The organism is Solirubrobacter ginsenosidimutans (assembly GCF_027587205.1).
In genome coordinates, this window is record NZ_JAPDOD010000063.1 from 20,314 (window position 1) to 45,859 (window position 25,546).

Below are 25,546 nucleotides of genomic sequence, written 5' to 3' on the forward strand. Positions count from 1 at the left end.
AGGGGAGGGTGGAGCATGCGACTGCGACGCGCCGACTGCTCAGGGCCCGGAATCACCCGCCGGCGGGCGGGCAGCGCGTTCGCGTACTTCGACGATCAGGGCGAGCGGGTCGAGGAGCGCGACGTCGTCGAGCGCATCCGCGAGCTGGGCATCCCACCCGCCTGGAAGGACGTCTGGATCTGCCCGTACCCGAACGGGCACCTCCAGGCGACGGGGATCGACGCCGCAGGCCGCAAGCAGTACCGCTACCACGAGGCCTGGCGCGCCCGGCGCGACGCAGAGAAGTTCGAGGACATGACCCGCTTCGCGAAGGCGCTGCCGCGTCTGCGTGAGCAGGTCGAGGCCGATCTCGCCGCGACGGACGCCCTCACCCGCGACCGCGTCCTGGCCTGCGCGGTGCGGCTGCTGGATCGCGGCTTCTTCCGCATCGGCACCGAGGAGTACACGCTGTCCTTCGGGCTGGCCACGATCCGCAAGGAACACGTGAAGATCGAGGACGGCCAGATGGTCTTCGACTACCCGGCCAAGAGCGGCCAGCGGCGCATCCAGGGCGTCGTGGACCCGCTCGCGCTGGACATCGTGGGCTCGCTCAAGCGCCGTCGCGGCGGCGGGCCGGAACTGCTCGCCTACAAGACGGGCCGCGGCTGGTCGGACCTGCGCTCGGACGACATCAACGACTACCTGAAGGAGAAGACCGGCGACGACTTCTCCGCCAAGGACTTCCGGACCTGGAGCGCGACGGTGATCGCGGCGCTGGCACTCGCGGTCTCCGGCCCCGCCCACAGCACGCCGACCTCCCGCAAGCGCGCCATCACCCGCGCGATCAAGGAGACCGCGTACTACCTGGGCAACACGCCCGCGGTCTGCCGCGCGTCCTACATCGACCCGCGCGTGTTCGACGCCTACGAGGGCGGCCTGGTCCTGGACGCGAACGTGCTCGCGGACGCGCTCGACGCCGAGCCGGGTTCGCTCCCCACCCACCACCCACGCATCGAGCGGGCGGTGCTGGACCTCATCGAGGGCCTCGAGGACTCGCCCCGAGTCGAATCAATCGCCGCCTAAACCCCACCTAAAGGGTCTGGCCCCTTATCTCGCCTTTAGGCGGCGACCCGCGGCGAGAACCGGCCTGCGTGGCCGAAAGCGACCTAAAGGGAACCTAAGGGGTCTGGCCCCTTAGGTGGGGTTTAGGTTTCGTCGGGCTCGGGCGTGGGCGGGTCGTCGGGGACCGTGGGCGTCTCGCGGTCGGGCGTCGGGTCGGCGGGCACGACCGGCTCCTGCGGCACGGCCGGCGTGACCGGCTCCGGCGGAGCGATGGGCGTCGCCGGCTCAGTCGGTTGGGGAACCTCGAGAACAGCGCTCATTCGGCCACTTCCTTTCCCGATCCGTAGGCGTAGAGCTTCTCCAGCGACGAGCGGATGATGCGCGAGATGTGCATCTGCGAGCAGCCGACGACCTCGGCGATCTCGGACTGCAGCAGGTCTTCGGCGAAGCGCAGGCGCAGGATCTCGCGGGCGCGGTCGTCGAGGATCCCGGTCAGGCGCTCGAGCGTCACACCCGCCTCGACGCGCTCGAACTCCTCGTCGTCGGCACCGATCAGATCGCCCGCCGACGCGGAGTCGTTCTCCTCGTCGTGCACCGGCGCGTCGAGCGAGCGGATCGAGCGCCCCTCGGTCGCCTGCAGCGCCTCGACGATCTCCTCCGGCTGCCGTTCGAGCCGAGCGGCCAGGTCGGCGACCGTCGGCTGGCGCCCGAGCTCGCCCCACAGCGCCTCGCGCGCCTCCTCCAGCGCCAGGCACAGCTCCTGCAGATCGCGCGCGGGACGCACGTCCCAGGTCGAGTCGCGGAAGTAGCGGCGCAGCTCGCCGAGGATCGTCGGCACCGCGTAGGACGAGAACGCCAGCCCGCGCTCCGGGTCCCAGCGGTCGACGGCCTTGACCAGACCGACGGAGGCGACCTGGATCAGGTCGTCCAGCGGCTCGCTCGCGCGCCGGTAGCGCAGCGCGAGCGACCGGGCGAGCGGCATGTAGCGCTCGATCAGCTCCTCACGTGCGTGGTCGTCTCCGGTCTGGACCTTGCGCATCAGGCGCTGGTCCTCACGCTGCCGGCGGGCGCGGTCGATCGGGTTCGCCGTCGCGGCTCGAGGCCGCTCGGCCGTCGCAGGATGAGCCATCAGGAATTTCCGTACCCCCGCGCGCGGAAATCAGCCGTCGCGCGAGAGATCCCGTCCGTTTGCTAACAGAGCGCCTCAGCGTTCGGGTTCGGGTTCGAGTACGAAGATCTCGAACGCGCGGAACGGATCGAACACGATCTGGCTGTGGTAACCGATGACCTTGCGGCCCGTCAACTCCTCCACGGCGCCGGTCGCGGTCGGGCCGACGACTTCCTGAAAGGTCAGCCGGTAGCGCCGGACGAGGTCCTCCTTGCCGGCGGCCAGGAGCGTTTCCTCGTTGCGGGTCATCCCGCCCTCGAGCACCACGAAGATGTAGTCGTCCTCGAGGTAGGCCTTGGCCGCTTCAGGGCCGCGGCCGTAGTAGCGCTTCTTGAGCCCGACCATCGCGTTCGCCAGCGCGGCGCGCACAGAACCCGGAGGAGTGCCACCGGCGGCGTCGATGAGCTCGCGTGCAGGTCCGGTCATAAGACCGGGTCCTACCCGTCGACGAATTTGAAATGCGTGATCAGCCGCGTGAGCTCGAAGAGCCGCTGAATCCGGTCGCTGCCCGCGACGAGCTTGAGCGCGTACCCGTCGCGCTCGGCGCCGAGCGACCAGCGGGTGAGCAGCGTCAGCCCGGTCGAGTCCATGAAGTCGAGCTCGCGGAGATCGACCACCAGCAGCTCGTGGCCGGCTGCGCGGGCGTCCTTGAGGGCGTCCTCGAGCGTCGGCACGGTGCTCATGTCGAGCTCGCCGACCGGCCGAATGCGGATCGAGCCGTCGACGTCGGTGACGTCGCAGCGGAAGGGTGTGGGTGGGATGCGATCAGACATGGCGGAGCCCCGTCGATGTGCAAACGGCAACAGAGCCCGCGCGCTGCCCCCGGTGGGAGCCCGATCGTCCTCCTGAGGTTCCGCCCGCCTGCAGCCCCCCGGCGGGAAGCGCAAGCTTGCGGCGCCGCACTCTAACTGGTCTGAAAGACGGCGCACTGGGCGTCCGAATAGGGACGGCGCCCGGCCGGTTCGTCTCACCGTCCGACGAATGACCCGCCGGGCCGGCGGCGCGACTCATTCCGCGCCGTCGCCGCGCCTACGCGAGCGCAGCGTGGCGCGATGACTGAGCTCCAGGTGCAGCTGCTCGCCGACGGCGAAGGTGTCCATGCGCCCCGCCCGCGCGACGGCCAGCGCGCCCGCGGCCCGCATCAGCAGGTGCTCTCGCCGATCGTCGCCGTCGCCGTCGCCGTCCGCTCGCGCACGGGTCCCGAGCACCCACACCGGCTGCTCGTGGTCGAGCGCGGCGCGCTGCTGCAACTCTGCCAGCGCCAGCGAGAGCTCCAGCTCGCCCACGCCGAGGATCAGCCCGAGGGCGCGGATGTCCAGCGCCTGCGGGAGCGCGACGCCGGCCGCGGTCATCGCGCCGTAGCGCAGCGCGACGCGCCACACCAGCTCGAACAGCCGTTCTGGCACCGTTCCGCCGGCAGCCGGGACGGCGGTCCCGCAGTTCGACCGCAGACGGAGACGAGCGCTCGCCGCCGGCCATGGGTGCAGCGCGACGGCGTACGCATCGCCGATGATCGCCAGCCGCATGGGCGTGCACGCCGTCCACTCCCCCGCGTCCCACGGCTCGACGGCGTCGCCCGGACCGAAGACCTGCGCCGCGTCCGTCAGGACGCCCTCCAGAACCATCAGGGCGACGGTGCCTTCGCCGAGCTGCGCTCGCGCCGGCGGCGTCCACGCACCAACACGTAAGGTCAGCACGGGCAGGATCGCGTGATGGCCGATCGTCGCGATCTCGCGCATCGTCAGGAGCGACCCCAGGGAAGGATCGGCCTCGATGAGGGTCGCGGCACGCTCGGCCAACTCGGGTACGGCAGTCACCGCCCGAGCCTAAATCCGGCGGGTGAGCCGCGCCTGGAGCGAGTCAGGGGTCCGACTACCGACGCGGGGGTACGATGACGGTGAGATGTCGCCCACGAGCGCCAGCGCTCCGCGTGCGGCCGGCGCCGGACGGCCGTTGCTCGAGCTCGATCCGGAGTTGGGTCAGCTGCTGACGGCCGAGCGCCGGGAAGCCGCGGAGCACGAGCTCCGCGTCCGCGTCTCGACCTTCCCGGTCGGCGAATGGGACGGCGGCCGGCTGACCGACGCCGATCCGATGCACCTCGGCCTGCTGCTCGTCGACGGCGTCCTGGCGCGCGAGGTCGTGCTCGGCGACACCGTCAGCACCGAGCTGCTCGGGCCCGGGGACGTCCTGCGCCCGTGGCACATCGAAGGGCCGCCTGAGCTGCTGAACGTCGCCATCCGCTGGAACGCGCTCTCGAGCGTCCGGCTCGCCCTGATCGACCGCCGGACGGCCGCGCTGCTCGGCCGTTACCCGGAGATCGGTGCCGTCGTGATCGATCGGCTGTCCGGCCGTGCGCACCGGCTCGCGGTCACGCAGGCCATCTCCCAGCTCAACCGCGTCGACCGGCGCCTGCTCGCGCTCTTCTGGCACCTCGCCGAACGCTGGGGCCGCGTCGCGCGCGACGGCATCGCCGTGCCGCTGGTGCTCTCGCACCGGCTGATCGGCGAGCTCGTGGGCGCGCGCCGGCCGACGGTGTCGACCGCGCTCGCCGAGCTCGCCCGCGACGGCCAGCTCGAGCGCCGCGACGACGGGACATGGCTGCTGACCGGGCAGCCGCTCGCGATGCCCGACGCCAACGTCACCGAGCTGATCCGCCAGCGCCGGCGCCTCGTGCCCAACGCCGTCGAGCCGGACGTCCCGGAGGCGGTCGGCGCCCCGGCGCGCGGCGAGCCGTCCGAGCGCCTGGCGGTCCTGCGCTCCTCGTTGGAGGCGGCGCGGGCGGCCTCACAGCAACACCGGCGCGATCTCGATGTGCTCCAGGCCGAGACCGCGGCACTGCGTGAGCGGACCGTCGAATTGCGTTCGCGCCGTCAGCACTACGTGGGCGAGCTGCGCGCCGCGGCCGACCAGCGCCGCGAGGCCTAGTCCGACCCCGCTGGGTCCTGGCGGTCCTCCATCAGCACGATCGCGCCGCGCACCCGCGTGCCGTCACCCGGCACCGGGCCGATCAGCGGCAGGACGGTCGCCGCGCAGAGGATCGGGCGCCCGCGCCGGTTGACGGCCTCGAGCTGGCTGGTCTCGCGCTCGCTGGCGCCGCTGAGCACCGAGCGCAGCGCCGGTGCGAGCTGCTCGGAGGGCAGGCCGATGTCGAGGCTGAGGAAGTGGTGGTCGACCGCCTCGTCCTGACGCAGCCCCCACAGGTCCTCCGCCCGCCGGTTCCAGATCTGCACGCGCTGCTGCGCGTCGAGCACGGCGACCCCGAAGCCGAGCGAGGTGAGGATCGTCTCCAGGAAGTCGTTGACCTGGTTGAGCTCGCCCGTGCGCTCGCGCAACTCGTCGTTCATCGTCTCGAGCTCTTCGTTGGTCGACTGCAGCTCCTCGTTCATCGTCTCGAGCTCTTCGTTGGTCGACTGCAGCTCCTCGTTGGTGGTCTGCAGCTCCTCGTTGGCCGACTGCAGCTCCTCATTGGTCGTCTCGAGCTCGTCGATCGTCGACTGCAGCTCCTCGTAGGCGAGCTCCAGGTCGCGCCGGTTGCTCTCGAGCTCGGTCTGCAGCGCGGTGTAGCGAGAGACGTCCTCGAACGCGACGCTCGCGCCGATCGCGACGTTGTCCGCGCTCAGCAGCGGCGCGACGGTGACGTCGAGACGCCGCGGCTCGCCGCGGTCGGGCGCGTAGGCGACCTCGCCCACCGGCACGCGGCGGCGCTCGCGCATCGCCTGCTCGATCGGCGCCCGCAGATCGACCGGGTCGCGCTCCAGCGGGAGCTCGGCGAGCGGCTGGAACAGGTCGTCGCGGGAGATCTGAAACAGCGCGCGGGCGGCGAGGTTGGCGAACGTCAGCCGGCCGGTGCGCGAGACGATGACGTGGGCGTGCGGGCCGAGCTCGAGCGCGGCGTCGCGGCTGAGGCGGTCGTCTTCGACGGTGCCGTGGCGCTCGCCGCCCTCGCCGTTGCCGAACGCGCCGACGCGGCTCGCCACCGTGGGCTTGGACTGCTTGATGAAGACGCGCGTCTTGAGATCGTCCGCGCCGAACAGATCGCGATGCGAGACCAGCATCTCGGACTTCCCGAGCATCAGGACGCCGCCGTCGCGCAGCGCGAAGTGGAAGTGCCGGATGATCCTCGCCTGGGTCTCGGCGTTGAAGTACATCAGCGTGTTGCGGCAGATGAGCAGGTCCAGCCGCGAGATCGGCGCGTCGGAGACGAGGTTGTTGCGGCCGAAGATCACCGTCCGGCGGAGGTCCTTGCGGAACGCGAGGCGCTGGTCGGCGCGCTCGAAGTAGCGCTCGCGCAGCGCGGGCGGGACCGATTCGGTCTCCTTGGCGTTGTAGACGCCCAGGCGCGCCTGGTTGAGGGCGTCCTCGTCGATGTCGGTCGCGTAGATCTTCACCCGCTCGCGGAGCCCGTCGAGGCCGAGCAGCTCGGCGAACACCATCGCCGTCGTGTAGGCCTCCTGCCCGCCGGCGCAGCCGGCGCTCCAGACCCGGATGGTCTCCTCCGGCTCCTTCGCGGCGAGCAGCTCGGGGAGGACCGCGTCCCGCAGGTGATCCCAGGCGGTGGCGTCGCGGAAGAACTCCGTGACGTTGATCAACAGCATCTCGAAGAGCTGCTCGTACTCGTCGGGGTGGACCTCGAGGAAGTCCAGGTAGTCGCCGAAGGACTCGCAGCCGACCGTCTCCATCCGGCGATGGAACCGGCGCTGGAGGCTGGGGCGCTTGTAGCCCGTGAAGTCGATCCCGCGGCTGCGCTTGAGGAACTCCAGCAGCGCCTCGAAGGCGGCGTCGTCGGACTCCGTCATCCGGTCACCTCCGACTCACGCTGCAGGATGCGCCGGATGACCGCGGAGCGCTCGTCGGCGAGGTCGGCGCCCTGGACGAACCGGCGCTGCGTGCGGGGCTGACCGTCCGAGCGCGTCGCGATCCGCCGCAACCGCTCGCCGCGTTCCTCGAGCACCTCCAGCGCGGTCCACAGCGCCGCCTCGACCGCGCTGCTCTGCGCATCGATCGTCAAAGCGTCGCCTTGAACCCCGGTGCCCGGAAGCCCCACCAGCCGGCTCAGGACGGCGCCCATCGCGCCGACGGGAAGCACGTCGTGCGCGGAGGACACCGCGAGCGCGCTCGCCGGCATCCCGGGCACCAGCGCCTCCTCGGGGTCCTGCACGATCACGTGGCCGCCGGACTGCGCGACGGCGAGCGCTCCGGCGGCGCCGTCGTCCAGCGCGCCGGACAGCACGACCGCAACCGCGGAGGCGCCCCAGGCCCGCGCGAGCGAGCGGAACATCGGGTCCGCCGCGGGCCGCACGCCGTTCTCCTTCGGGCCGGAGCTCAGCTCGACCCGGTCCGCGTGGACGAGCAGGTGCCGGTCGGCGGGGGCGACATAGACCACGCCGGACCGGATCGTCGCGTCGTGCTCGGCGACGACGACGTCGAGCTGGCAGACCCGGTTCAGGATGGGGGCGAGGAGGCTGCGCCCGGTCGACGGGATGTGCAGCACGACGCACAGCGCCGCGTCCAGGTCCGCGGGGAGCTGGCGCACGAGCTGCTGCAGGGTTTCCACCCCGCCCGCGGACGCGGCGACGCCGATGACGCGGTTGGGCCGCTGGAGCACTCACCAGAATCTACGCGCCCTGAGGTGGGATGCAAAAGGGACCGCTACGGTCAGACGCGTGCCGCCCGCCAAGCGCCTCGAAGTCGCGATCGGCGACATCACGTTGTCGCTGTCGAACCTGGAGAAGGTCCTCTACCCGCGCGTTGGGTTCACCAAGGGCCAGGTGATCGACTACTACACGCGCATCGCGCCGGTCCTGCTGGCGCACCTGCGCGACCGTCCGCTCACGATGAAGCGCTATCCCAACGGCGTGGAGGACAAGTTCTTCTATGAGAAACGCTGCCCGTCGCACGCGCCGGCGTGGGTGCAGACCGCGTCCGTCTGGTCCGGGCGCAACGAGGGCAACCTCGACTACTGCCTCTGCCAGGACCTGCCGACGCTGGTGTGGCTGGCCAACCTCGCCGACCTCGAGTTGCACACGCCGATGGCGCGCGCGCCGGAGATGACCAGCCCGACGATGATCGCGTTCGACCTCGACCCGGGGCCGCCGGCCAACGTCGTGCAGTGCGCGCGGGTGGCGCTCGAGCTGCGGCGGGCGTTCGAGTTCTGGAGCCTCGAGGCGTTCCCGAAGACCTCGGGCTCGAAGGGGATGCAGGTGTATCTGCCGCTGAACACGCCGTCGACGTACGAGGCGACGCGCGAGTTCTCCAAGGGCCTGGCGCATCTGCTGGCGCGGCGCGACCCGGAGAACATCCTGATCGACATGAACAAGAGCCGGCGGGCGGGGAAGATCTTCGTGGACTGGAGCCAGAACGACCGGCACAAGACGACGGTCAACGCCTACTCGCTGCGGGCGATGGATGCGCCGACGGTGTCGACGCCGCTGACGTGGGACGAGGTGTCCGACATCGCGGACGGGGACGCGATGGCGTTTACTTCCGATCAGGTGCTTGAGCGCGTGTCCTCGATGGGCGACCTGTTCGCGCCGGTTCAGACTTTGGAACAGGAGCTGCCGAGCTGATGCACCGGATCGTCGTGGTAGGTGGTGGGTTCGCCGGGGTGCGGACCGTGCGGCGCCTGGCCGAGGTGCCGGGCACGGAGATCACGCTGGTCGATCGCACGAACCACTTCCTCTTTCAGCCGATGCTCTACCAGGTGGCGACGGGGGTGCTGTCAGGCGGGCAGATCTCGCCGGCGCTGCGCAGCATCTTCCGGCGCCAGCGCAACGTGCGCGTGCTGCTGAGCGAAGTCGACGGCTTCGACCTCGAGCGTCGCGTGGTGAAGGCGTTCGGCGAGCACGAGTACGAGCTGCCCTACGACACGCTGGTCGTGGCCGCGGGCGCGACGCACTCCTACTTCGGGCGCGACGACTGGGCCGTGCTCGCGCCCGGGATGAAGACCGTCGACGACGCGCACCGGCTGCGCTCGATGATCCTCGGCGCGTTCGAGCTCGCCGAGGCGGCCGAGACCGAGGCCGAGCGCCAGGCGTGGATGACCTTCGCGATCGTCGGCGCCGGGCCGACGGGGGTCGAGCTGGCCGGCCAGGTGGCCGAGCTGGGGCAGCGGATCCTCGCCTCGGAGTACCGGTCCGTCGACACGTCGCAGGCCCGGATCGTGCTCCTGGACTCCAACGCGCGCGTGTTGAAGACCTTCCCCGAGCGGCTCTCCGCGCGGGCCAAGGCGGATCTCGAGTTCCTCGGGATCGACGTGCGGCTGGGCGTGCGGGCGGTGGGGATCGATCCCGAGGGGCTGGACGTCAAGATCGCCGGCGAGCCGGCGCGGATCACGGCCAAGACGGTGATCTGGGCGGCGGGCGTGAAGGCCTCGCCGCTGGGCGCGGCACTCGGCGTCGAGGTCGACGGCGCGGGGCGCGTGGTAGTCGAGCCCGACCTGACCGTCCCAGGGCATCCCGAGGTGTTCGCGCTCGGCGACATGGCGGCCGTGCCCGGCGTGCCGGGCGTGGCCCAGGGGGCGATCCAGGGCGGCGAGCACGTCGCGCGCGTCATCGCGGCGCGGCTGACGGGCGCGCCGTGGCCGGGGCCGTTCCGCTACAAGGACAAGGGCTCGATGGCGACGATCGGGCGCCGGCGCGCGGTCGTGGACATGGGGCGCCGCCAGCTCACCGGCGGGGCCGCGTACTTCGCCTGGGGCGTGATCCACCTCGCCTACCTGACGCGCTGGGAGGACCGGATCGAGGCCGTCTGGCGCTGGGCGTTCACGGGGATCGGCGGGTCGCGCCGTGAGCGGATGATCTCGATCGTCTCGCTGGTGCCGGAGACGACCGCGCGGTCGGTGATCCTCGAGCTCAGGCGGCGACGGGCCGAGCGCCTGGACCAGGCTCGCCCGTGACGTCGCGCGCCGTCAGGCGCTGCCCACACGTCGCGCAGGTGCGATGCGCGTCGACCGCTCCGCCGCAGCCCTTGTGGCGCAGGACGACCGGCGGGCCGTCCGGCGCGTAGTACTGGTCGCCGAACTGCAGCAGCGAGACGATCACCGGCCAGAGGTCGATGCCCTTCTCGGTGAAGCGGTATTCGAAGCGCTCGGGGCGTTCCTGGTAGCGCACCTTGGTCAGGACGCCTTCGTCCACGAGCCAGGTGAGGCGGGCGGTGAGGACGTTGCGGGCGATGTTCAGGCGGGTCGCGATCTCGTCGAAGCGGCGGTTGCCGAGGAATACCTCGCGGACGATCAGCATCGTCCAGCGTTCGCCGATCAGCTCGAGCGACTTCGCGATCGAGCAGTTCTGCCCTGCGTAGGTGCGGCCCAGCATCGTGTAAGAGAGCGTAGCGTGATGCAACGGTGGCGTGTACAGTGCGTTGCGTGAAGCAACTCGATCGCCGCTGGAAGGTCCTGCTCGTCACCGCGGTCGCCGTGTTCATGGCGTTCCTCGACGTGACCATCGTCAACGTCGCGTTCCCGTCGATCGAGAAGGCGTTCCCGGAGACGTCTGTGGCCGGGTTGTCATGGGTGCTGAACGCGTACAACATCGTCTTCGCGGCGCTGCTGGTGCCGGCGGGGCGTCTGGCGGACCTCCTCGGGCGCCGGCGGATGTTCTTCGTGGGGATGGGGCTGTTCCTCTTTGCGTCGGCGTTGTGCGGTCTGGCGCCCTCGGCCGAGTTCCTGATCGGGGCGCGGGTGATCCAGGCGGCGGGCGCGGCGCTGCTCGTCCCGACCTCGCTGGGGCTGCTGCTGCCCGAGTTCCCGCCCGAGCGGCGGGCGACGGCGACGGCCCTGTGGGGCGCGGTGGGCGGCGTCGCGGCGGCGACCGGGCCGTCTCTGGGCGGGCTGCTGATCGAGGGGGCGAACTGGCGGCTGGTGTTCTTCGTGAACCTCGTGCTGGGGGCGTTGGCGCTGGTGCCCGCGCGGCGGCTGCTGCGCGAGACGCGCGACCCGGATCGCGGGGCCGTGCCGGACGCCCTCGGGATCGTTCTGCTGGCCGGCGGCGTCGGGCTGCTGTCGCTGGCGATCGTCGAGGCGCCGGACTGGGGCTGGGGGAGCGCGCGGACGATCGGTGCGTTCGCGGGTGCCGCGGTGGCCCTGGCCCTGTTCGGCTGGCGCTCGGCGACGCACGCCCACCCGGTGCTGGAGCTTTCGCTCTTCCGCGTGCGCTCGTTCGCGGCGGCGTGCGCGGGCGTGGGGGTGTTCGCGCTCGGCTTCTACGCCGTGCTGCTGGCGAACATCCTCTTCCTCACCTCCGTGTGGGGCTACTCCATTTTGCGGGCGGGCTTCGCGGTCACGCCGGGCCCGTTGATGGCCGCGGCCTCCAGCGCGCTCGCAGGGCGGATGATCGACCGCTACGGCCAGCGGGTCTCGGCCGTCCCCGGCGGCCTCTTGTTCGCCCTCGGCTGCCTCCTCTTCGCCACCGGCCTCGGCGGCGAACCGGCCTACCTGACGGAGTTCCTCCCGTCGACGATCCTGACCGGGATCGGCGTGGGACTGTCGTTCGCGGGCTGGAGCTCGGCGGCCGTCGCCGGCCTCGCACCCGCCCGCTTCGCCACCGGCTCGGCGATCTCCGCCTGCTGCCGCCAGCTCGGCGCCGTCCTCGGCATCTCCGTCCTGATCGCGATCATCGGCGCCGCTCCGTCCTTGGCCGACTTCCACCGCGCCTACGCGCTGATGGCGGTCACGGGTTTGACCGCCGCGACGATCGGGCTGACCCTGCGCCGCGTCAGCGCTACCGTCCCGTCATGGACCTCGAAGAGCACACCCTCGACGACACCATCGCCCGAACCTGCGCCGTCTGCGGCGCGTCCCTGACGACCCAGGAGATCAAGGACGCCCGCGAAGAGGGCGGCCCCTTCCTCTGCACCGTCCACGCGATGGAAGAAGTCCCCGAAGACCCGTCCGACCTTTAACCTAAAGGGACAGTCCCTTTATCTAAAGGGGACAGTCCCCTTTAGGTTAAGACGAGGCGGTTGGCGAGGCGGCGGAGGGCCGCTTTGAGGGCGTCTGGGTGGGTGACGGTGAAGTCGCAGCCGGCGGCGGCGAGGAGGCCGGCGGCCCAGTCGAGGGAGTCGGCGCGGAGGCGCAGGATGGTGTGGTCGCCGTGGGGCTCGAGTTCGGCGAGGGTGGGTGGGAAGCGGCGGGAGGCGGTGGCGAGATCGGTGTGCAGGACGACCTCGATCTCGTGGGTCCAGGGGACGCGGGCGAGGGAGCGGCTGACGGACGCGACCGCGTCGAAGCCCGGCGGCGGCGGTTGCGCCTTGCCGGCGATCTCGACGCGCGCGAAGCGATCGGCGCGCAGGGAGCGGAGGTCGCCGCGGAGGTGGTCGAAGGCCGCGACGTACCAGCGGCCGCTGTGGGCGACGAGGCCGTACGGGCTGAGGTCGCGCGCGGTCTCGACGCCCGCCGAGTCGGTGTAGCGCGCCTGGACACGGCGGGCGCGGCGGATCGCCTCGGCGATCGTGAGCAGCGTCTCGCCGTCGGGCGGCGCGTTCTCCACCTCGCCCGTGAAGCCGAGGGTGTGCTCGAGCGATTCGACGCTCAGCCGCACGCGGTCCGGGAGCGTGCGCCGCACCTTCGCCAGCGCCGCGTCGGTCTGCAGGCCGAGCCGGCGGGCCGCGAGGAGCCCGAGCGCGACGGCGGCGGCCTCGCTGGTGGTGAACATCAACGGTGGGACGCGGTAGCCGGGCTTGATGCGGTAGCTCCCGCCGCGGCCGCGCTCCCCCTCGACCGGGATGCCGAGGTCGCGCAGCGCGACGATGTCCCGGCGCACGGTGCGCACATCGACGCCGAGCGCGCGCGCCAGCTCCGGTCCGGTGGCGGACGGGCGGTCCTGGAGGGCCTCGAGCAACTGCAGGACGCGGTCCGTCTTCGCCATTAGAGGACAGAAACTGCCCTGTTTTGCCCGTAAGGTCAACCCCATGGCCCATGAACCCCGACAGATCAGCTTCCTCGGCCGCGAGGGGCAGACCAAGCACTACGGCATCGCCACCCGCGGCCCGCTCCCGGACCCGGCGCTCGCCGAGGCGCTCCGCGGGCTCGCCGAGCCCGGCGTCCCCGGCTTCACGATCGCCCACGATGCGGCGTCCGCCGGCCTGGGCCTCGTCTACTGGTGGGCGAACGACAACGAGATCCACGCGCGCTTCTACGCCTCGCCGCTCGACGATCCCGGCAACCTGGAGCCGTACACCGGCGAGGGCATGAGTTGCGTGTGGGAGCTCGAGGTCATCGACTTCGAGCGTCGCGCCTGGCTCCAGGACGTGCTGATCGGCGACGACCTCGACGCCTACCTGGCGCGGGCGCTCGAGCCGGTGGCCGTCTGATGCCCGGCAAGGACGACTTCGACTTCCTCCCCGGCCGCTGGGACGTCCGCAATCGCCGCCTGGTCGACATGCTCGACCCGGCCTGCGACGAGTGGGAGGAGTTCGCGGCGACCTCGGACGCCGAGCAGATGCTCGGCGGCTACGGCAACCTCGATCACTTCGTCACCGGCGACTACGAGGGCTTCTCGCTGCGCCTGTACTCGCCCGAGGAGGACCTGTGGCGCATCTGGTGGTCCTCCACCCGCCGCCCGGGCCGCCTCGACCCGCCGGTCGAGGGCCGCTTCAGCGCCGACGGGACGACCGCGCGGTTCGAGACCGATGACGTCCTCGACGGCGTGCCGCTGAAGATGCGCTTCGACTGGTCGGAGATCACCGAAGCGTCGGCCCGCTGGGACCAGGCCTTCTCGTTCGACGACGGGAAGACCTGGAAGCCCAACTGGACGATGTGGCTAAGCCGGAGCGCCGACTAGGCGCTGCGCGGCGTCGGCGATCGCGTCGGCGTCGATCTTCGCGCCGTGCAGGAGCTCCTCGGGCGTGCCGGAGCCGGGGATCTCACGCACGGCGAGCTTGACGACGTGCGCGGCGTGCTCGTCGCTCTCGGCCAGTGCGGCGAGCACGGCGTCGCCGAGGCCGCCCTCCGGCGCGTGGTCCTCGACGGTCACGATGCTGCCGCACTCGCGCGCCGCCGCGGCGACCGCCGCCGCGTCGATCGGCTTGATCGAGTACGCGTCGAGCACCCGCGCGTGGACGCCGTCCTCGGCCAACCGCTCAGCGGCCTTGACCGCCTCGTCCAACGTGATGCCGCAGGCGATGATCGCGACGTCGGAGCCCTCATGCGCGATCCGCGACCCGCCGATGCGCACGTCCTCGTCCGGCGCGGTGCGGACCGGGGTCTTGCCGCGCAGGGTGCGGATGAACGAGATGCCGTCGTAGTCGGCGACCGCGGCCACCAGTTGCGCGGTCTGGTTGGCGTCGCTCGGGTGCAGCACGACGGAGCCGTGGATCGCGCGCAGCGAGGCCATGTCCTCCAGCGCCATCTGCGACGGGCCGTCCTCGCCGATCGAGACACCCGCGTGCGAGCCGCTCAAAATCAGCTTCGCCTGCGAGATCGCGCCCATGCGGATGAAGTCGTAGGCGCGTGACAGGAACGCGGCGAAGGTGGAGACGAACGGCGTGTAGCCGCGCACCTGCATGCCCGTCGCCGCCGCCACGAGCTGCTGCTCGGCGATGAACATCTCGAAGTAGCGGTCCGGGTGCGCGTTCCGGAAGTCCTCGGAGTGCGTGGAGTTCGAGACCTCGCCGTCCAAAGCGACAACGTCGCCGCGGATGTCGGCCAGCGCCGCGATCGACTCGCCGTAGGCCTTGCGGGTCGCCACCTCGTCGCCGAGCGCGTACGAGGGCATCGACCCGCCGGGAACCTCGAACACGTTGGGCGCGGCGGTCGACGGCCGCGCGACGTCCACAGACAGGTCCCGCGAGCCGCCGAGCTCCGCGATCGCCGCCTCGGGATCGTCCAGCGGCTTGCCGTGCTTGCCGGGCTGGTCCTCGACCGCGGCAACGCCCTTGCCCTTCTTGGTCTTCGCGATGATCGCGACCGGCTGGCCGACCGTGTTCTCGGCCTCCGTGTAGGCCGCCTCGATCGCCTCGACGTCGTGCCCGTCGATCGCGATCGCCTTCCAGCCGAAGGCCTCGATCCGGCGGACGTAGCCGTCGAGGTCCCACCCGAGCATCGTCTCGCGCGTCTGGCCGAGCCGGTTGACGTCGATGATCGCGGTGATGTTGTCGAGCTTCTCCCAGCCGGCGTGCTGGAAGGCCTCCCACATCGAGCCCTCGGCCATCTCGGAGTCCCCGCACAGCACCCACACGCGGTAGGGCAGCTTGTCGAGCGAGCGGCCCGCCATCGCCACACCCACGCCGATCGGCAGGCCCTGGCCGAGCGAGCCGGTGGCGACGTCGGTCGGCGGGATCAGCGGCGTCGGGTGACCCTGCAGGCGCGAGCCGAGCTTGCGGAACGTCAGCAGCTCCGCGTCGTCGATCGCCCCCACGGCCTTCAGCACCGCGTAATACAGCGGTGAGGCGTGGCCCTTGGAGAAGATCAGGTGATCGTTCCCCGGAGCTTTGGGGTCGGAGTAGTCCAGCCGCAGGTGACCGTCGAGGAGCACGGCCATTAGATCGGCGGCGGACATCGAGGAGGTGGGGTGGCCCGAGTTGGCGGCGGCCGACGAGCGGACGGAGTCCACCCGCAGCTGCTGCCCCAGCTCGCGCCGGAAGTCGGCGTCGTGTGCCATGACCTACGCCGCCACGAGCTTCAACTTGGACTCCAGCCCTTCGATCAGGTCGGCGAAGGACTTGGCGAACTTCTCCACGCCCTCCTTCTCGAGCACCTGCACGACGTCGTCGTACTTGACGCCGGCGGCCTCGAACGCGTCGAGGATGCGGCTCGCCTCCGCAGCGTCCTCCTGCAGCGTGTCGCCGCGGATCTCGCCGTGGTCGGCAACGGCCTCGACCAGCTCGCGCGGCATCGTGTTGACCGTGTCGGGCCCGACGAGCTCCTCGACGTAGACGGTGTCCTTGTACGCCTTGTTCTTGACGCCGGTGGACGCCCACAGGCAGCGCTGCTTGGTCGCGCCCTTGGCCTCCAGCGCCTTCCACTCCGGAGACGAGAAGACCTCTTCGTAGGTCTGGTAGGCGAGCTTGGCGTTCGCGATGGCCAGTTTGCCCAGGAGCTCGTCGTGGCCGCCGATCTCCTCCAGGCGCCGGTCGGCCTCCGTGTCCACCCGCGAGACGAAGAACGAGGCGACCGAGGCGAGCTTGCCGCTCGGGTCGCCGCCGCCGTCGACGAAGCGCTGGACGCCGCGGATATAGGCCTCGGCAACCTTGCGGTGGCGCTCGAGCGAGAAGATCAGCGTCACGTTGACCGGGATGCCGGCGGCGATCGTGTCCTCGATCGCCTGCAGGCCCTCGAGCGTCGCCGGGATCTTGATGAAGAGGTTCGGGCGGTCGACCAGCTTGTGCAGCCGGATGGCCTCGGACTTGGTCTTCTCGGTGTCGTGCGCGAGGTTCGGGTCGACCTCGAGCGAGACCCAGCCGTCCTTGCCCTGGCCCTCGTCCCAGACGGGGCGCAGGATGTCGCAGGCGTCACGGATGTCGTCCTTGGCGAGCTGCCAGAAGATCTCCTTGGGATCGTCGAGCTCGGCGCTCAGCTCCCGGATCTGGTCGTCGTAGGCGTCGCCCTCGGCGATCGCCCCCTGGAAGATCGTCGGATTGGACGTCACTCCCACGATGCCCTGCTCGACCAGGCCCTTGAGGTCACCGTCCTTGACGAAGCGCCGGGACAGGAAGTCGATCCACACGCTCTGGTCGTGGTCGGCGAGATCCTTGAGGGGGGTCATATGGGTCCTTTCGCAGGGAGAGTCCTACACACACATTGACACTCCCCATGAGCGGACCCGAGCTAACGGGTGGTGAACGGGACGTCGCGGCGCGGCGACGTCCCGTTGCTTAACGTGGCCGGGCCGAGATCTCGCGGAGCCAGGCCGCTACGGCCTGCTCGTCTCGCCGCGCCTCCCGTCGCCGTGCGGCGCGCGCCTGGGAGGCGGTGATGGTGTTCGTCTCCGTGGGCCTCGAGAACCGCTTGGTCGAGGCCGCCGAAGGAGCGGGCGTGCGGACTTGCTGATCCCTCGAAGAGGCAATCGACATTGCTGACAAACCTACCTCGCGTGTGCAAGGTTGTCCACGCCGTAAGGGCCAACCGTCAGGCGATGTTCTCGACCTGACGTCCAACTACGGGTCAGTTCGCTAGGCAGGCGATCGGCACCAAGAGGTACTCCAGGAAGAACAGCGCCCACACGCGCATGTAGAAGCGTGTGAAGGCCTCCCGATCGCGTGGCTCCGCCGATCTGGACCAGTACCACAGCAGTGCCGCGGCGGCAACATGGCCGACGATCAGGACCACCGGCTGCGCGTAATCGGCGAGCAGGAACGGGGCCACGAAGATCATCCCGCCGTAGGCGATCGCGAGCGCCGCCATACCGATCGCGAACACCCGCCCGCCGCCGAGGCGAACCGTGAAGGTGCGGATCGAGTACCGCCGATCCCCCTCGAGGTCCGGCACGTCCTTGAGCACCGCGATCGCGAAGCTGAACGGGAGCACGAACAGGCACAGCGCCCACACCGGCGGTGAGATGTCTCCCGCGAAGTGCCAGTACACGCCGAGGTTGACGACGATGCTCCGCACCCCCGTGATGCACAGCGAGGCGGCGACCGGGAACCGCTTGAAGCGAAACGGCGGCAGCGAGTAGAGCGCGCCGACCGCGAGGCCGGCGGCGACCGCGACGGTCTCCGCCACGCCCTGCGTCACGGCCATGGCGAGCGGGATCGCGGTGCAGGCGATGACGATCGCCCGCGCCGCGCCCATCGACAGGTCCCCGGCCGCGATCGGTAGGAACGGCTTGTTGACGCGATCGATCTCGACGTCGGTCAGCTGATTGACGCCGGTGATCGCGATGTTGACGGTGAGGCCGGCCACGAGCGTGGCGAGCAGGTCCGCCGCGCCGGGCGCGTCGCTCTCGGCGACCGCGATCAGGTAGAGGCCGACGACGGAGAGCGCGGTGCCGATGAGCGTGTGCGGCCGGCCGAAGCGCCACAGGAGCACGGCGGGATTGGTGCGCGAGCCGGCGGCGGCGATGGTCATGCGCGGCCTCGCGCGGCGGGGACGGGCGGCGCGGCGTGGCGCGGACGCGCGGCGTCGTCGCGTCGCCTCGCGCCGATCGCCGCGGGGTTCACCCCGCGCGCCTCGCCGCGAGGCGGTCGCGGACGGTCAACACGGCCGCGATCGGGATGAAGAGCGCGCCCGCGGCCGATCCGGCCACGAACCGGAACGCGAACCGCGCGCGGCTCGGCGGCGGCTCAGGCGGTGCCGGCGGCGGGGCGGGCGACGGGCCCGGCGCGGGCTTGACGCCGCTGATCGCCAGCGCGTAGGGGGCGCGCTGGTCGCGGTACCAATCGGGCGCGAGCTCGACCACGCGAACGTCGGTGAACCCCGCGGCCTCCATCCAGCGCGTGTACTCCTCGACCGCGGGGAAGAGCATCCAGGTCTCGGCGAGCGCCCGCGCGACGCGGTTTGCCGGGCGGACCGGGCCGATGACCAGGGCGGTGGCACCGCTCCTCACCACGCGGTAGGCCTCGGCGATGCCGCGCTGCGGGTCCGGCCAGTACTCGATCGAGCCGGCGGAGACGTAGCGGTCGAACGTGTCGTCGGCGAACGGGAGGTTCTCCGCATCGCCCAGGACCCGCGGGCAGTCGGCCAGCGCGGGCTTGGTCCGCGAGCGGGCGAGCTGGTGCGGCGACTGGTCGAGCATCGTCACGCTCGATGCCTCCACGCGCGCCACGATCCCCTCGGTCGTGAAGCCGGTGCCCGCGCCCGCGTCGAGCACGTTCATCCCGCGCTCCAAGCGCGCCTGCTCGAGCGCCAGCGCGCGCATCGCGGGCGTCCAGAACAGCGGGTTGACCCACCGGTCATATCCGAGCGAGAGGAAGCGGTAGAACCAGTACGCCTCGCGCTTGTGCTGGATCAGACGCATAGCTCGGGCACGATACGGGGGTGAGCGAGGCGTTGGACCACTGGGTGCCGGACTACAGCGTCCGCACGTATCACCGGCGTGAGGCGACCGTCGATCAGGCCGCGCTGTGGCGCGCCGCGACGACGATCCGCCTCGCCGACACCCGCCGGCTCGGAAAGCTGGTGAGCTGGCGGATTCCCGATGTGCATCCGTCGCAGACCTACCACGAGCTGTTTCGTGCCTATCCCTTCACGGTATTGGAGGAGACAGACGACCTGTTGGTCTCCGGACTGTGCGGGAAGATCTGGACGCTCGCCCGTGATTACCCGAGGCTTGCCGACGCGGACGCGTTCGCGGACTGGGATGAGCGTGGGACCGTGCGTGTCGCCTTCGCCCACTGGGCCCGTGAGCGGGAGGACGGCACCTCGGAACTGTGCTCAGAAGCCCGCGTCCATGCCGTCGACACGACCGCCCGGCTGCGGCTGAAGGCGATCTGGGCGCTGCTCGGCCCGTTCGAGCGCCTGGTCGGCGCGGAACCCCTCGAATTGGCGGTCTCCCGGGCTACGGGGGCAACCTAGAATGCGCGCGGAATGGAGTCGGACTCGGTGCGCGCGGGGCTGGATGACCCGCAACGGATCGAGGCGGCGCGGCGCCTGCTCGCCGAAAGACGGGGGGAGGCGCTCGACCGCCTGGCCGCGCTGAGCGCGCGGTTGCTCGGTGCTGCGCACGCCCAGATCGCGCTGATCACCGAGGTGCCGGTGATCCTCACTTCCGCCGCTCCCGGCCAGGACAGCCTCGTGGAGCTGACCGCCCACACGTTCCAGCACGGCGCGCCGCTGATGCTCGCCGACGTCCGCCGCCCGGGCGTCTCGGCGTACCTCGGGGTCCCGATCGACATCGCGGGCGCCCGCGTGGGCGTGCTCAGCGTGTACGACAGCGAGCCGCGCCAGTGGACGCGCCATGACACCGAGACGCTGCGCGAGCTCGCCGGGACGGTCGCCGCCGAGCTCGAACGCGGCGCGCTCGCCGCCGAGCTCGCGTCCAGCACCGTCCGGCTCGACCTCGGCTTCGCCGCGGCGAACATCGGCAGCTTCGACTGGAACCTCGTCACCAACGCCCTGCACTGGGACGACCGCCTGATGGAGCTCTTCGGCTACGCGAACGAGCCCTACGTCCCGCACATCGACTCGTTCACGGTCCGGCTGCACCCGGACGATCTCGCGAAGACCCAGGCGGCGATCGAGCGCGCGATCGAGTCGCTCGGCGACTACGAGGCCGACTATCGCGTCGTCCACCCCGACGGCGCGGTGCGCTGGGTGGCGGCGCGCGGGCGGGTGCTCGCCGGCGAGGACGGGCGGCCCGCGCGAATGCTCGGCGCGGCCTACGACACGACCGACGTCCACAGCGCCTCCGAACGCCTCGGGCGGGTGCTGGAGACGATGAGCACCGCGTTCTTCACGATCGACCGGGAGTGGCGCTTCACTTACGTCAACGCCGCAGCGGAGCGGATCCTCGGCCGCCGCGACCTCGTCGGCGACGTCATCTGGGACGTCTACGACGACCTCGACGGCACCGAGAGCGACTACAACTATCGCGCCGCGATGGCGAGCGGTGAGCCGACGAGCTTCGAGCAGTTCTACGCGCCCTTGGACGCCCACTTCGACGTGCGCGTGACGCCCAACGACGACGGCATCAGCGTCTACTTCCACGACATCACCTCGCGGGTGCGGGCGGAGCAGGAGCGCGAGGCGGCGCTGGAGCAGACGGGCGCCGCGACCGGGCGCCTGCAGATCCTCAGCGCCGCGAGCGCACGGCTCGCGGGAACGCTCGAGGTCGACGAGCTGCTACGCATCCTCGGCGACGTCGTCCTGAACGGGTTCGGCGAGGGGCTCGTGGTGGCGCTGGAGGCGGGCTCGACACTGCGGGTGGGGTACGCCGCCCATGAGGATGCCGCGCTGCAGGAGCGCCTGCGCGCGTTGCGCGGCGAGCCGCTGGACGTCGAGCGCTTCGGCGTGCGCACAGCCGTCTTGGGCTCGCTGATCCCGGCGCTCACGGACGATCCGGCGGCCTCACATGCGGCCGTGGCGCTGCCGTTGATCTCGCGCGGGCGGACGCTGGGCGCGGCGGTCGTGATCGGCGCGGTCGAGAGCGCGCTCGACCGGCGGGTGCTGGTCGAGCTGGCCGCGCGGGCGGGCGTGGCGCTGGACAACGCGGTGCTCTTTGGGTCCGAGCGGCGGCTGGCGCTGACGCTGCAGCGCTCACTGCTGCCGACCGCGCTCCCGGAGCTGCCGGGGATCGGACTGGCCGCGCGCTACCTGCCGGGCGTGGGCGGGCAGGACGTCGGCGGAGACTTCTACCTCGGCCATCCTCTGGAGGACGGCCGCCTGCTGCTCGTGATCGGCGACGTCATGGGCCACGGCCCGCAGGCCGCCGCGCGCATGGGGCAGCTGCGCGCGGTCCTCGCCGCCTACGCGTACGACGGCGACCCGCCGGACCGCGTGCTCGCCCACGTGAGCGTGCGGGCGACGGCGCTGCTCGACCTGCCGATGGCGACCGCGCTCGCCGGCATCTACGACCCGGTGCAGCGGCGGTTCACCTTTGCTTTGGCCGGCCACCTGCCGCCGCTGGTCGCGCCGCTCGACGGGCTCCCGGCGTTCGTCGGCGCGTCGCCCGGACCGCCGCTGGGGGCGGGGGTGACCGCGTACGAACGGCATGCGATCGCCGTGCCCGCGGGTGCGACCCTCGTGCTCTACACCGACGGCCTGATCGAGGACCGGACGCGGTCCATCGACGTCGGCCTCGCGCAGTTGCGCGGCGCTCTGGAGGGGGTGCGGCTTCCGCCCGACGAGGCCTGTGACCACGTGCTGGAGGCGATGGGGCGGGCGGACGGGGGCGAGGACGACATCGCGCTGCTCGTCATGCGGCACGGGCTGGGTTGACGAACGTCAACTGCGCCGGGTGGGGGAGGGGGGAGTGGCGCGCCCTTCGTTGCTGCCTGCCGTGAGTCCGCCGCGCGGCTCGGCTCTGTTGCCTCGGGTCGCCCCTCGCTCGCCGCGTCCCGGTCGCCTTGGTCGACTGTGCGCGTTTGGCGGTCCGGCCGCGGGTTTCGATCAGGTTCGCACTGTTCGAGCTGGCGCGTTGGTGGGGGTGATGTACAAATGAGTCCTCACAGGACCCGTTTGTACATCACCCCCTCGCAACCCGCTCCCGCGGGGTGATCGGCGTGCGTGAGAACGCACTTTCTGTCTCCGTGGCCCGTATCCGGCCGTGGAGACCTACACGGCGCCACGAGGTGAGGAGGCCGGCCACCCGACCGCCCACGTGAGCCAGGAACGCGAGACGCCCCGAGACCGCCCCCTCCCTCACCGGAGTTGCCGTTCGTCATCCCCGCAACGCCACGCACACCCAAGGCAATGACCGCCCTACCCCGGTGGCGTCGACCCGTCCTCTAGCCCCGCCAAACCCTCCGATGCGAGCCACAAGCGCCGCCCCCGCCAAACCCGCACCTTGAGCTGCCCGACGAGGTGATGATTCGACCGCACCTCGAGCCGCCGTTCCGCCGGCAACGGCACCGGGAGCCGCAGCCCCTCACCCGCCGAGCCCTCGATCTCCACCCGCCAGCGCGCGGACTTCGCGCGGATGTGCCACTCGCCCCCACCCGCCCGCGCCACGGTGCGCGCGAACGGCGGCGCCAGGGAGATGAGGCCGTCCGGCGTCCACGCGACGACCGCGGTCGGCGCAACCCCGTGGATCCGCCCGCCCGCGAACGCCACGCCCGGGCCCTGGCCCCACCACCAGTGGTCGGCGAAGGCGGCGCCCCAGTTCTTCTCCGCATAGACGTCCACGCCGTCCAACGAGCGCGAACCGTACGAGCCCGACACGCGGGCACCGAGCAGATGCGGCGCCCAGTACTGGCCGAGCCAGGGGACCATCTGCACCGGGCCGAGCGGCCCGAAGGCGCCCGACCACCCGCGCGGCGCCGAGAACCGCGCCTCCAGTCGCCGCCCCAGATCCACCCGCAGAGACGTCTCGTCGGCCTGAAACCACGGTCCGGCGTCCACGCGCAGCCGATCGCGGCCGATCGATGCGACGTTGACGATCTCGGTGCGCTCGAACCCGTCAGGCTCGGACGCGAGCGTGACCATCGCCCACGTCCCGTGCGCGTCGCGGCACACGCCCGCGATCGCGCAGACGCTCCAGTCCGCCCCCGCGAAACGCCAGTAATAGCCCTCGAAGGGGACGCCGTGCGCGCGCCGCGGATCCGCGAAGGGCAGGTCGGCGCCGGTGCGCCTCAGCGAGAGATCAGGACGTGCGCGACGGATTCACGCCCACGGTAGGGGAGAACCCGGCGGGGAGGTCGAGCAGCAGCGTCGACCAGCCGAAGCCATGCTCGCCGTGGCCGGCGCCGGTGCGCGGGTGGTAGTACTCGCGGAACCCGCTGCGCTCGGCGGCGTCGGCGACGCCGCGGGCGATCCGGTCCGCCTCGTCGTCGGCGCCCAGCGAGCGCAGCCCGCCGATCAGCAGCCACGCGGTGTTCACCCACGCCGCCCCGCGCCACGTGCGATACGCGTTGAAGCCCGGGCGGAAGGACGGCTCTTCCATCGACACGCTCGGCACACCGAACCGCGCGCCGTAGCGACGCGGGTTGAGCAGGTGCTCGTTCGCCACCCGCTCGCGGATGTCGCGCGGGATCCCGGGCAGTGCGAGCGGTGCGAGCGAGGACCAGGTGGAGAGCTCGACCCGCGTCTCCCCACGCCCCGCGAGATCGAAGAACAGCCCGCGCCGCTCGTCCCAGCAGCGCTCGACCAGCGCCGCCTCGGTGCGCGCCGCGTGCTCGGCCCACTCCGCGCCGCCGGACATGCGGTGCAGCGCCCGCAGCGACAACGCGTGCGCGACGTTGATCAACACGTCCTCGACGTGCTCGTCGGTGGTGCGGGCGAGCGTCGCGGCGCTCCAGCGCGCCCGCCGGCAACGCTGGACGAGCCGCGCGTAGCCCGGCTTCCAATGCGCCATCGAGCCGTAGACGGCGTCGTACTTCGGGGAGTCGTCGAGCCCGGATTCGTCCGGCAGGAGGATCGTCAGCAGGCCGTCGCCGTCCGGGTCGCGCTCGCGGATCAGCCAGCGCGCGTAGGCGGCCAGCGGCTCGAGCCCTTCTTCGCGGAACGCGTCGTCGCCCTCCGCGACCCGCTCCCACGCGACCGCCAGCAGCGGCGTCTGGATCGACGCCGTCCCGGTGTCGCCGCGGAAGCTCTCGGTGGCGTACAACGGCGCGCGCCGCCAGCGCGGAGACGCCTGCCAGAACGCGGTGTGCGGCATGAAGCCATCCGGCCGGCCGGCGCGAACGAGCGTCCGCAGCTCCTCCTTCGCCCGCTCGCGATCGATGTGGGTCCAGGCGATCGCGTGGAAGCACGAGTCCCAGAACCACTGGTGCTTGTAGCGGCGCGGCGAGGGGCAGGTGAAGGCGAACGGGGTGCCGTCGCGGCGGGTGCCCTCGCGCCAGTTGGCGCGCAGGACAGCCTCCGCCGCGTCGTCTAGCACAGGTCGTCGTACGTGACCGCGACCCGGTCCTTCGCCCGCCGCAGCACCCGCTCGACGGCGAGCACGTGCCGGGGATGGTCGAAGTCGGCGGGATGGAGATCCAGCCGCAGGACCTTCCCGGAGAGCGCCGCACCCGCGCGGACGATCACCGGCGACGTGGCCCGCTTGAGCGGCGTGGTCGTGCCGAGGCACAGCGCGGGCCCGGTCGCGCGGGCATTCCCGCGCAGCGCCAGGAGCGTCGCCCACCAGTCGAAGCGGGTGGCCAGGTGCTCGCGCAGCGCGGACGTGTACGCGAACCCGGGAGCGACGAACCCGCGTGGCTGCAGCCCGGCGCTGGTCATGACGTTGTGGCCGGCGTCGACGGACGCGATCGTCGCCTCGGCGTCGAGCCCGGGGTACTCCGCCGCGACGCCGCCCTGCCAGCCACGCAGCGGGCGCTGGAGACGCGAAGGCGGGCGGGTCCGGCGGTGCTGGAGCCCGTGCTGGGCGACCGCGTCGCCCGCGTCGACGCGATCGAGCAGCCAGTTCGCGAGCTGGGGCGAGCGGGCCGGGAACGGATGCAGCTGCGGCGCGGGGATCACCAGCAGCGTGACCCGCTCCACGCCGAGGTCCTCGAGCCAGTCGCGGATCAGCGCGCAGCGCTCGAAGCTGGCGGGTTCGACGTCGTGGATCGAGACGGCGAGTGCGCCGTGCTGGTGGGTGACTTCGTTGGTGCGAGGGCGCTGGTGAAGGGCCGTCACCGCGATTGCTCCAACCGGCGGGCGGCGCGCATCGCGCGCTCGAGCGCCGAGAGGCGCGATGGGATGGCGCCGCCCGGGAGTGCGCGCGAAGTGCGCGCGAGCGCGCGGGGGCGCACCGAGCGGCGGCGCGGAGCGGGGACGCCGGGGCGAGCCGCGCCGTCACGCGGCGCCGGTGCGCCGGGGCGAGTCGC

At 71.6% G+C, this 25,546-nt stretch carries 25 protein-coding genes and 1 pseudogene; 9 read left to right on the forward strand and 17 right to left on the reverse strand.

Annotation, left to right across the window (positions count from 1 at the left end; all coding sequences use genetic code 11):
- Positions 1–15: 15 nt before the first annotated feature.
- A complete protein-coding gene (locus OM076_RS38915; protein ID WP_270045584.1) occupies positions 16–1,062 on the forward strand; it encodes a DNA topoisomerase IB in 1,047 nt (348 codons plus the stop codon).
- 122 nt (positions 1,063–1,184) lie between these two features.
- Here the strand turns inward: OM076_RS38915 and OM076_RS38920 are convergent, their stop codons facing one another.
- The 5 genes from OM076_RS38920 to OM076_RS38940 form a co-directional block, all read right to left on the reverse strand.
- Complete coding sequence (locus tag OM076_RS38920; protein ID WP_270045585.1) at positions 1,185–1,361, reverse strand: hypothetical protein; 177 nt, start codon at positions 1,359–1,361, stop codon at positions 1,185–1,187.
- Positions 1,358–2,170 carry a SigB/SigF/SigG family RNA polymerase sigma factor gene (locus tag OM076_RS38925; protein ID WP_270045586.1) on the reverse strand — a complete coding sequence of 271 codons (813 nt, stop codon included), beginning with the start codon at positions 2,168–2,170 and terminating at the stop codon, positions 1,358–1,360. The genes OM076_RS38920 and OM076_RS38925 overlap by 4 nt, the downstream gene beginning before the upstream one ends.
- A 75-nt stretch (positions 2,171–2,245) precedes the next feature.
- Complete coding sequence (locus OM076_RS38930) at positions 2,246–2,635, reverse strand: Na-translocating system protein MpsC family protein (RefSeq protein ID WP_270045587.1); 390 nt, start codon at positions 2,633–2,635, stop codon at positions 2,246–2,248.
- An 11-nt stretch (positions 2,636–2,646) separates the two neighbouring features.
- The gene (locus tag OM076_RS38935; protein WP_270045588.1) at positions 2,647–2,982 is read right to left on the reverse strand and encodes an STAS domain-containing protein; all 336 of its coding nucleotides are present in this window, start codon (positions 2,980–2,982) and stop codon (positions 2,647–2,649) included.
- 234 nt (positions 2,983–3,216) lie between these two features.
- Positions 3,217–4,026, reverse strand: coding sequence for a hypothetical protein (locus tag OM076_RS38940; protein WP_270045589.1), 810 nt, complete (start codon positions 4,024–4,026; stop codon positions 3,217–3,219).
- Between the two features lie 85 nt (positions 4,027–4,111).
- On the opposite strand from OM076_RS38940, the gene OM076_RS38945 reads away from it, so the two are divergent.
- Positions 4,112–5,134 carry a Crp/Fnr family transcriptional regulator gene (locus OM076_RS38945; RefSeq protein ID WP_270045590.1) on the forward strand — a complete coding sequence of 341 codons (1,023 nt, stop codon included), beginning with the start codon at positions 4,112–4,114 and terminating at the stop codon, positions 5,132–5,134.
- On the opposite strand, the gene OM076_RS38950 is transcribed toward OM076_RS38945, so the two are convergent.
- Together OM076_RS38950 and OM076_RS38955 are read right to left on the reverse strand one after the other, a co-directional pair.
- A complete protein-coding gene (locus OM076_RS38950; RefSeq protein WP_270045591.1) occupies positions 5,131–7,005 on the reverse strand; it encodes a CheR family methyltransferase in 1,875 nt (624 codons plus the stop codon). The two genes, OM076_RS38945 and OM076_RS38950, sit on opposite strands and share 4 nt — an antisense overlap.
- Positions 7,002–7,814, reverse strand: a complete 813-nt coding sequence (locus tag OM076_RS38955) for a chemotaxis protein CheB (protein WP_270045592.1) — start codon at positions 7,812–7,814, stop codon at positions 7,002–7,004. Before OM076_RS38955 ends, OM076_RS38950 begins: the two co-directional genes overlap by 4 nt.
- A gap of 58 nt (positions 7,815–7,872) precedes the next feature.
- Here OM076_RS38955 and ligD point away from each other — a divergent pair, with 58 nt between their 5' ends.
- Positions 7,873–8,775 carry a non-homologous end-joining DNA ligase gene (gene ligD / locus OM076_RS38960; protein WP_270045593.1) on the forward strand — a complete coding sequence of 301 codons (903 nt, stop codon included), beginning with the start codon at positions 7,873–7,875 and terminating at the stop codon, positions 8,773–8,775.
- Positions 8,775–10,103, forward strand: a complete 1,329-nt coding sequence (locus OM076_RS38965; RefSeq protein ID WP_270045594.1) for an NAD(P)/FAD-dependent oxidoreductase — start codon at positions 8,775–8,777, stop codon at positions 10,101–10,103. Before ligD ends, OM076_RS38965 begins: the two co-directional genes overlap by 1 nt.
- On the opposite strand, the gene OM076_RS38970 is transcribed toward OM076_RS38965, so the two are convergent.
- Positions 10,060–10,521 (reverse strand): winged helix-turn-helix transcriptional regulator, encoded by a 462-nt coding sequence (locus tag OM076_RS38970; protein WP_270045595.1) that lies wholly within the window; start codon positions 10,519–10,521, stop codon positions 10,060–10,062. The genes OM076_RS38965 and OM076_RS38970 overlap by 44 nt on opposite strands.
- Before the next feature lie 50 nt (positions 10,522–10,571).
- Between OM076_RS38970 and OM076_RS38975 the strand changes: the two genes are divergently transcribed.
- Entirely contained in the window at positions 10,572–12,008 is a 1,437-nt protein-coding gene (locus OM076_RS38975; protein WP_270045596.1) for a DHA2 family efflux MFS transporter permease subunit, read from the forward strand.
- Positions 12,009–12,147: 139 nt separating this feature from the next.
- On the opposite strand, the gene OM076_RS38980 is transcribed toward OM076_RS38975, so the two are convergent.
- On the reverse strand, positions 12,148–13,071 hold the full coding sequence (locus tag OM076_RS38980) for a helix-turn-helix transcriptional regulator (RefSeq protein ID WP_270045597.1): 924 nt from the start codon (positions 13,069–13,071) through the stop codon (positions 12,148–12,150).
- Positions 13,072–13,114: 43 nt separating this feature from the next.
- Here OM076_RS38980 and OM076_RS38985 point away from each other — a divergent pair, with 43 nt between their 5' ends.
- Positions 13,115–13,516: a hypothetical protein gene (locus OM076_RS38985; protein WP_270045598.1), complete on the forward strand. Its 402-nt coding sequence runs from the start codon at positions 13,115–13,117 to the stop codon at positions 13,514–13,516.
- Positions 13,516–13,986: a hypothetical protein gene (locus OM076_RS38990; RefSeq protein WP_270045599.1), complete on the forward strand. Its 471-nt coding sequence runs from the start codon at positions 13,516–13,518 to the stop codon at positions 13,984–13,986. The genes OM076_RS38985 and OM076_RS38990 overlap by 1 nt, the downstream gene beginning before the upstream one ends.
- Here OM076_RS38990 and OM076_RS38995 read toward each other — a convergent pair.
- The 4 genes from OM076_RS38995 to OM076_RS39010 all read right to left on the reverse strand — a co-directional run bounded on the left by OM076_RS38995 (position 13,966) and on the right by OM076_RS39010 (position 19,098).
- Entirely contained in the window at positions 13,966–15,804 is a 1,839-nt protein-coding gene (locus OM076_RS38995) for a transketolase (RefSeq protein WP_270045600.1), read from the reverse strand. The genes OM076_RS38990 and OM076_RS38995 overlap by 21 nt on opposite strands.
- A gap of 3 nt (positions 15,805–15,807) precedes the next feature.
- Positions 15,808–16,908: a transaldolase gene (tal, locus tag OM076_RS39000; protein WP_270045601.1), complete on the reverse strand. Its 1,101-nt coding sequence runs from the start codon at positions 16,906–16,908 to the stop codon at positions 15,808–15,810.
- A gap of 398 nt (positions 16,909–17,306) precedes the next feature.
- A complete protein-coding gene (locus OM076_RS39005; protein ID WP_270045602.1) occupies positions 17,307–18,209 on the reverse strand; it encodes a homogentisate phytyltransferase in 903 nt (300 codons plus the stop codon).
- Positions 18,210–18,297: 88 nt separating this feature from the next.
- The gene (locus OM076_RS39010; RefSeq protein ID WP_270045603.1) at positions 18,298–19,098 is read right to left on the reverse strand and encodes a methyltransferase domain-containing protein; all 801 of its coding nucleotides are present in this window, start codon (positions 19,096–19,098) and stop codon (positions 18,298–18,300) included.
- A 20-nt stretch (positions 19,099–19,118) separates the two neighbouring features.
- Here OM076_RS39010 and OM076_RS39015 point away from each other — a divergent pair, with 20 nt between their 5' ends.
- A complete protein-coding gene (locus tag OM076_RS39015) occupies positions 19,119–19,655 on the forward strand; it encodes a hypothetical protein (RefSeq protein WP_270045604.1) in 537 nt (178 codons plus the stop codon).
- A gap of 12 nt (positions 19,656–19,667) precedes the next feature.
- Entirely contained in the window at positions 19,668–22,016 is a 2,349-nt protein-coding gene (locus OM076_RS39020; protein ID WP_270045605.1) for a SpoIIE family protein phosphatase, read from the forward strand.
- Positions 22,017–22,499: 483 nt separating this feature from the next.
- On the opposite strand, the gene OM076_RS39025 is transcribed toward OM076_RS39020, so the two are convergent.
- The 4 genes and pseudogenes from OM076_RS39025 to OM076_RS39040 all read right to left on the reverse strand — a co-directional run.
- Complete coding sequence (locus OM076_RS39025; protein WP_270045606.1) at positions 22,500–23,252, reverse strand: tocopherol cyclase family protein; 753 nt, start codon at positions 23,250–23,252, stop codon at positions 22,500–22,502.
- A gap of 127 nt (positions 23,253–23,379) precedes the next feature.
- The gene (locus tag OM076_RS39030; protein WP_270045607.1) at positions 23,380–24,615 is read right to left on the reverse strand and encodes an amylo-alpha-1,6-glucosidase; all 1,236 of its coding nucleotides are present in this window, start codon (positions 24,613–24,615) and stop codon (positions 23,380–23,382) included.
- Positions 24,609–25,355, reverse strand: coding sequence for a DUF2334 domain-containing protein (locus OM076_RS39035; protein ID WP_270045608.1), 747 nt, complete (start codon positions 25,353–25,355; stop codon positions 24,609–24,611). Before OM076_RS39035 ends, OM076_RS39030 begins: the two co-directional genes overlap by 7 nt.
- A pseudogene (locus tag OM076_RS39040) lies at positions 25,352–25,546 on the reverse strand (hypothetical protein); the annotation flags it as partial. The gene OM076_RS39035 and the pseudogene OM076_RS39040, both read right to left, overlap by 4 nt.

Bases quoted from the DNA above. Each gene is read 5' to 3' on its own strand.
- OM076_RS39010 (WP_270045603.1), bottom strand. From the start codon at position 19,098: ATGCGTCTGATCCAGCACAAGCGCGAGGCGTACTGGTTCTACCGCTTC.
- OM076_RS39020 (WP_270045605.1), top strand. From the start codon at position 19,668: ATGGAGTCGGACTCGGTGCGCGCGGGGCTGGATGACCCGCAACGGATC.
- OM076_RS38935 (WP_270045588.1), bottom strand. From the start codon at position 2,982: ATGTCTGATCGCATCCCACCCACACCCTTCCGCTGCGACGTCACCGAC.
- OM076_RS38990 (WP_270045599.1), top strand. From the start codon at position 13,516: ATGCCCGGCAAGGACGACTTCGACTTCCTCCCCGGCCGCTGGGACGTC.
- OM076_RS38950 (WP_270045591.1), bottom strand. From the start codon at position 7,005: ATGACGGAGTCCGACGACGCCGCCTTCGAGGCGCTGCTGGAGTTCCTC.
- tal (WP_270045601.1), bottom strand. From the start codon at position 16,908: ATGACCCCCCTCAAGGATCTCGCCGACCACGACCAGAGCGTGTGGATC.
- OM076_RS38965 (WP_270045594.1), top strand. From the start codon at position 8,775: ATGCACCGGATCGTCGTGGTAGGTGGTGGGTTCGCCGGGGTGCGGACC.
- OM076_RS38915 (WP_270045584.1), top strand. From the start codon at position 16: ATGCGACTGCGACGCGCCGACTGCTCAGGGCCCGGAATCACCCGCCGG.
- OM076_RS38995 (WP_270045600.1), bottom strand. From the start codon at position 15,804: ATGGCACACGACGCCGACTTCCGGCGCGAGCTGGGGCAGCAGCTGCGG.
- OM076_RS38945 (WP_270045590.1), top strand. From the start codon at position 4,112: ATGTCGCCCACGAGCGCCAGCGCTCCGCGTGCGGCCGGCGCCGGACGG.
- OM076_RS38980 (WP_270045597.1), bottom strand. From the start codon at position 13,071: ATGGCGAAGACGGACCGCGTCCTGCAGTTGCTCGAGGCCCTCCAGGAC.
- OM076_RS38920 (WP_270045585.1), bottom strand. From the start codon at position 1,361: ATGAGCGCTGTTCTCGAGGTTCCCCAACCGACTGAGCCGGCGACGCCC.
- OM076_RS38970 (WP_270045595.1), bottom strand. From the start codon at position 10,521: ATGCTGGGCCGCACCTACGCAGGGCAGAACTGCTCGATCGCGAAGTCG.
- OM076_RS38925 (WP_270045586.1), bottom strand. From the start codon at position 2,170: ATGGCTCATCCTGCGACGGCCGAGCGGCCTCGAGCCGCGACGGCGAAC.
- OM076_RS38930 (WP_270045587.1), bottom strand. From the start codon at position 2,635: ATGACCGGACCTGCACGCGAGCTCATCGACGCCGCCGGTGGCACTCCT.
- OM076_RS39005 (WP_270045602.1), bottom strand. From the start codon at position 18,209: ATGACCATCGCCGCCGCCGGCTCGCGCACCAATCCCGCCGTGCTCCTG.
- OM076_RS38985 (WP_270045598.1), top strand. From the start codon at position 13,115: ATGGCCCATGAACCCCGACAGATCAGCTTCCTCGGCCGCGAGGGGCAG.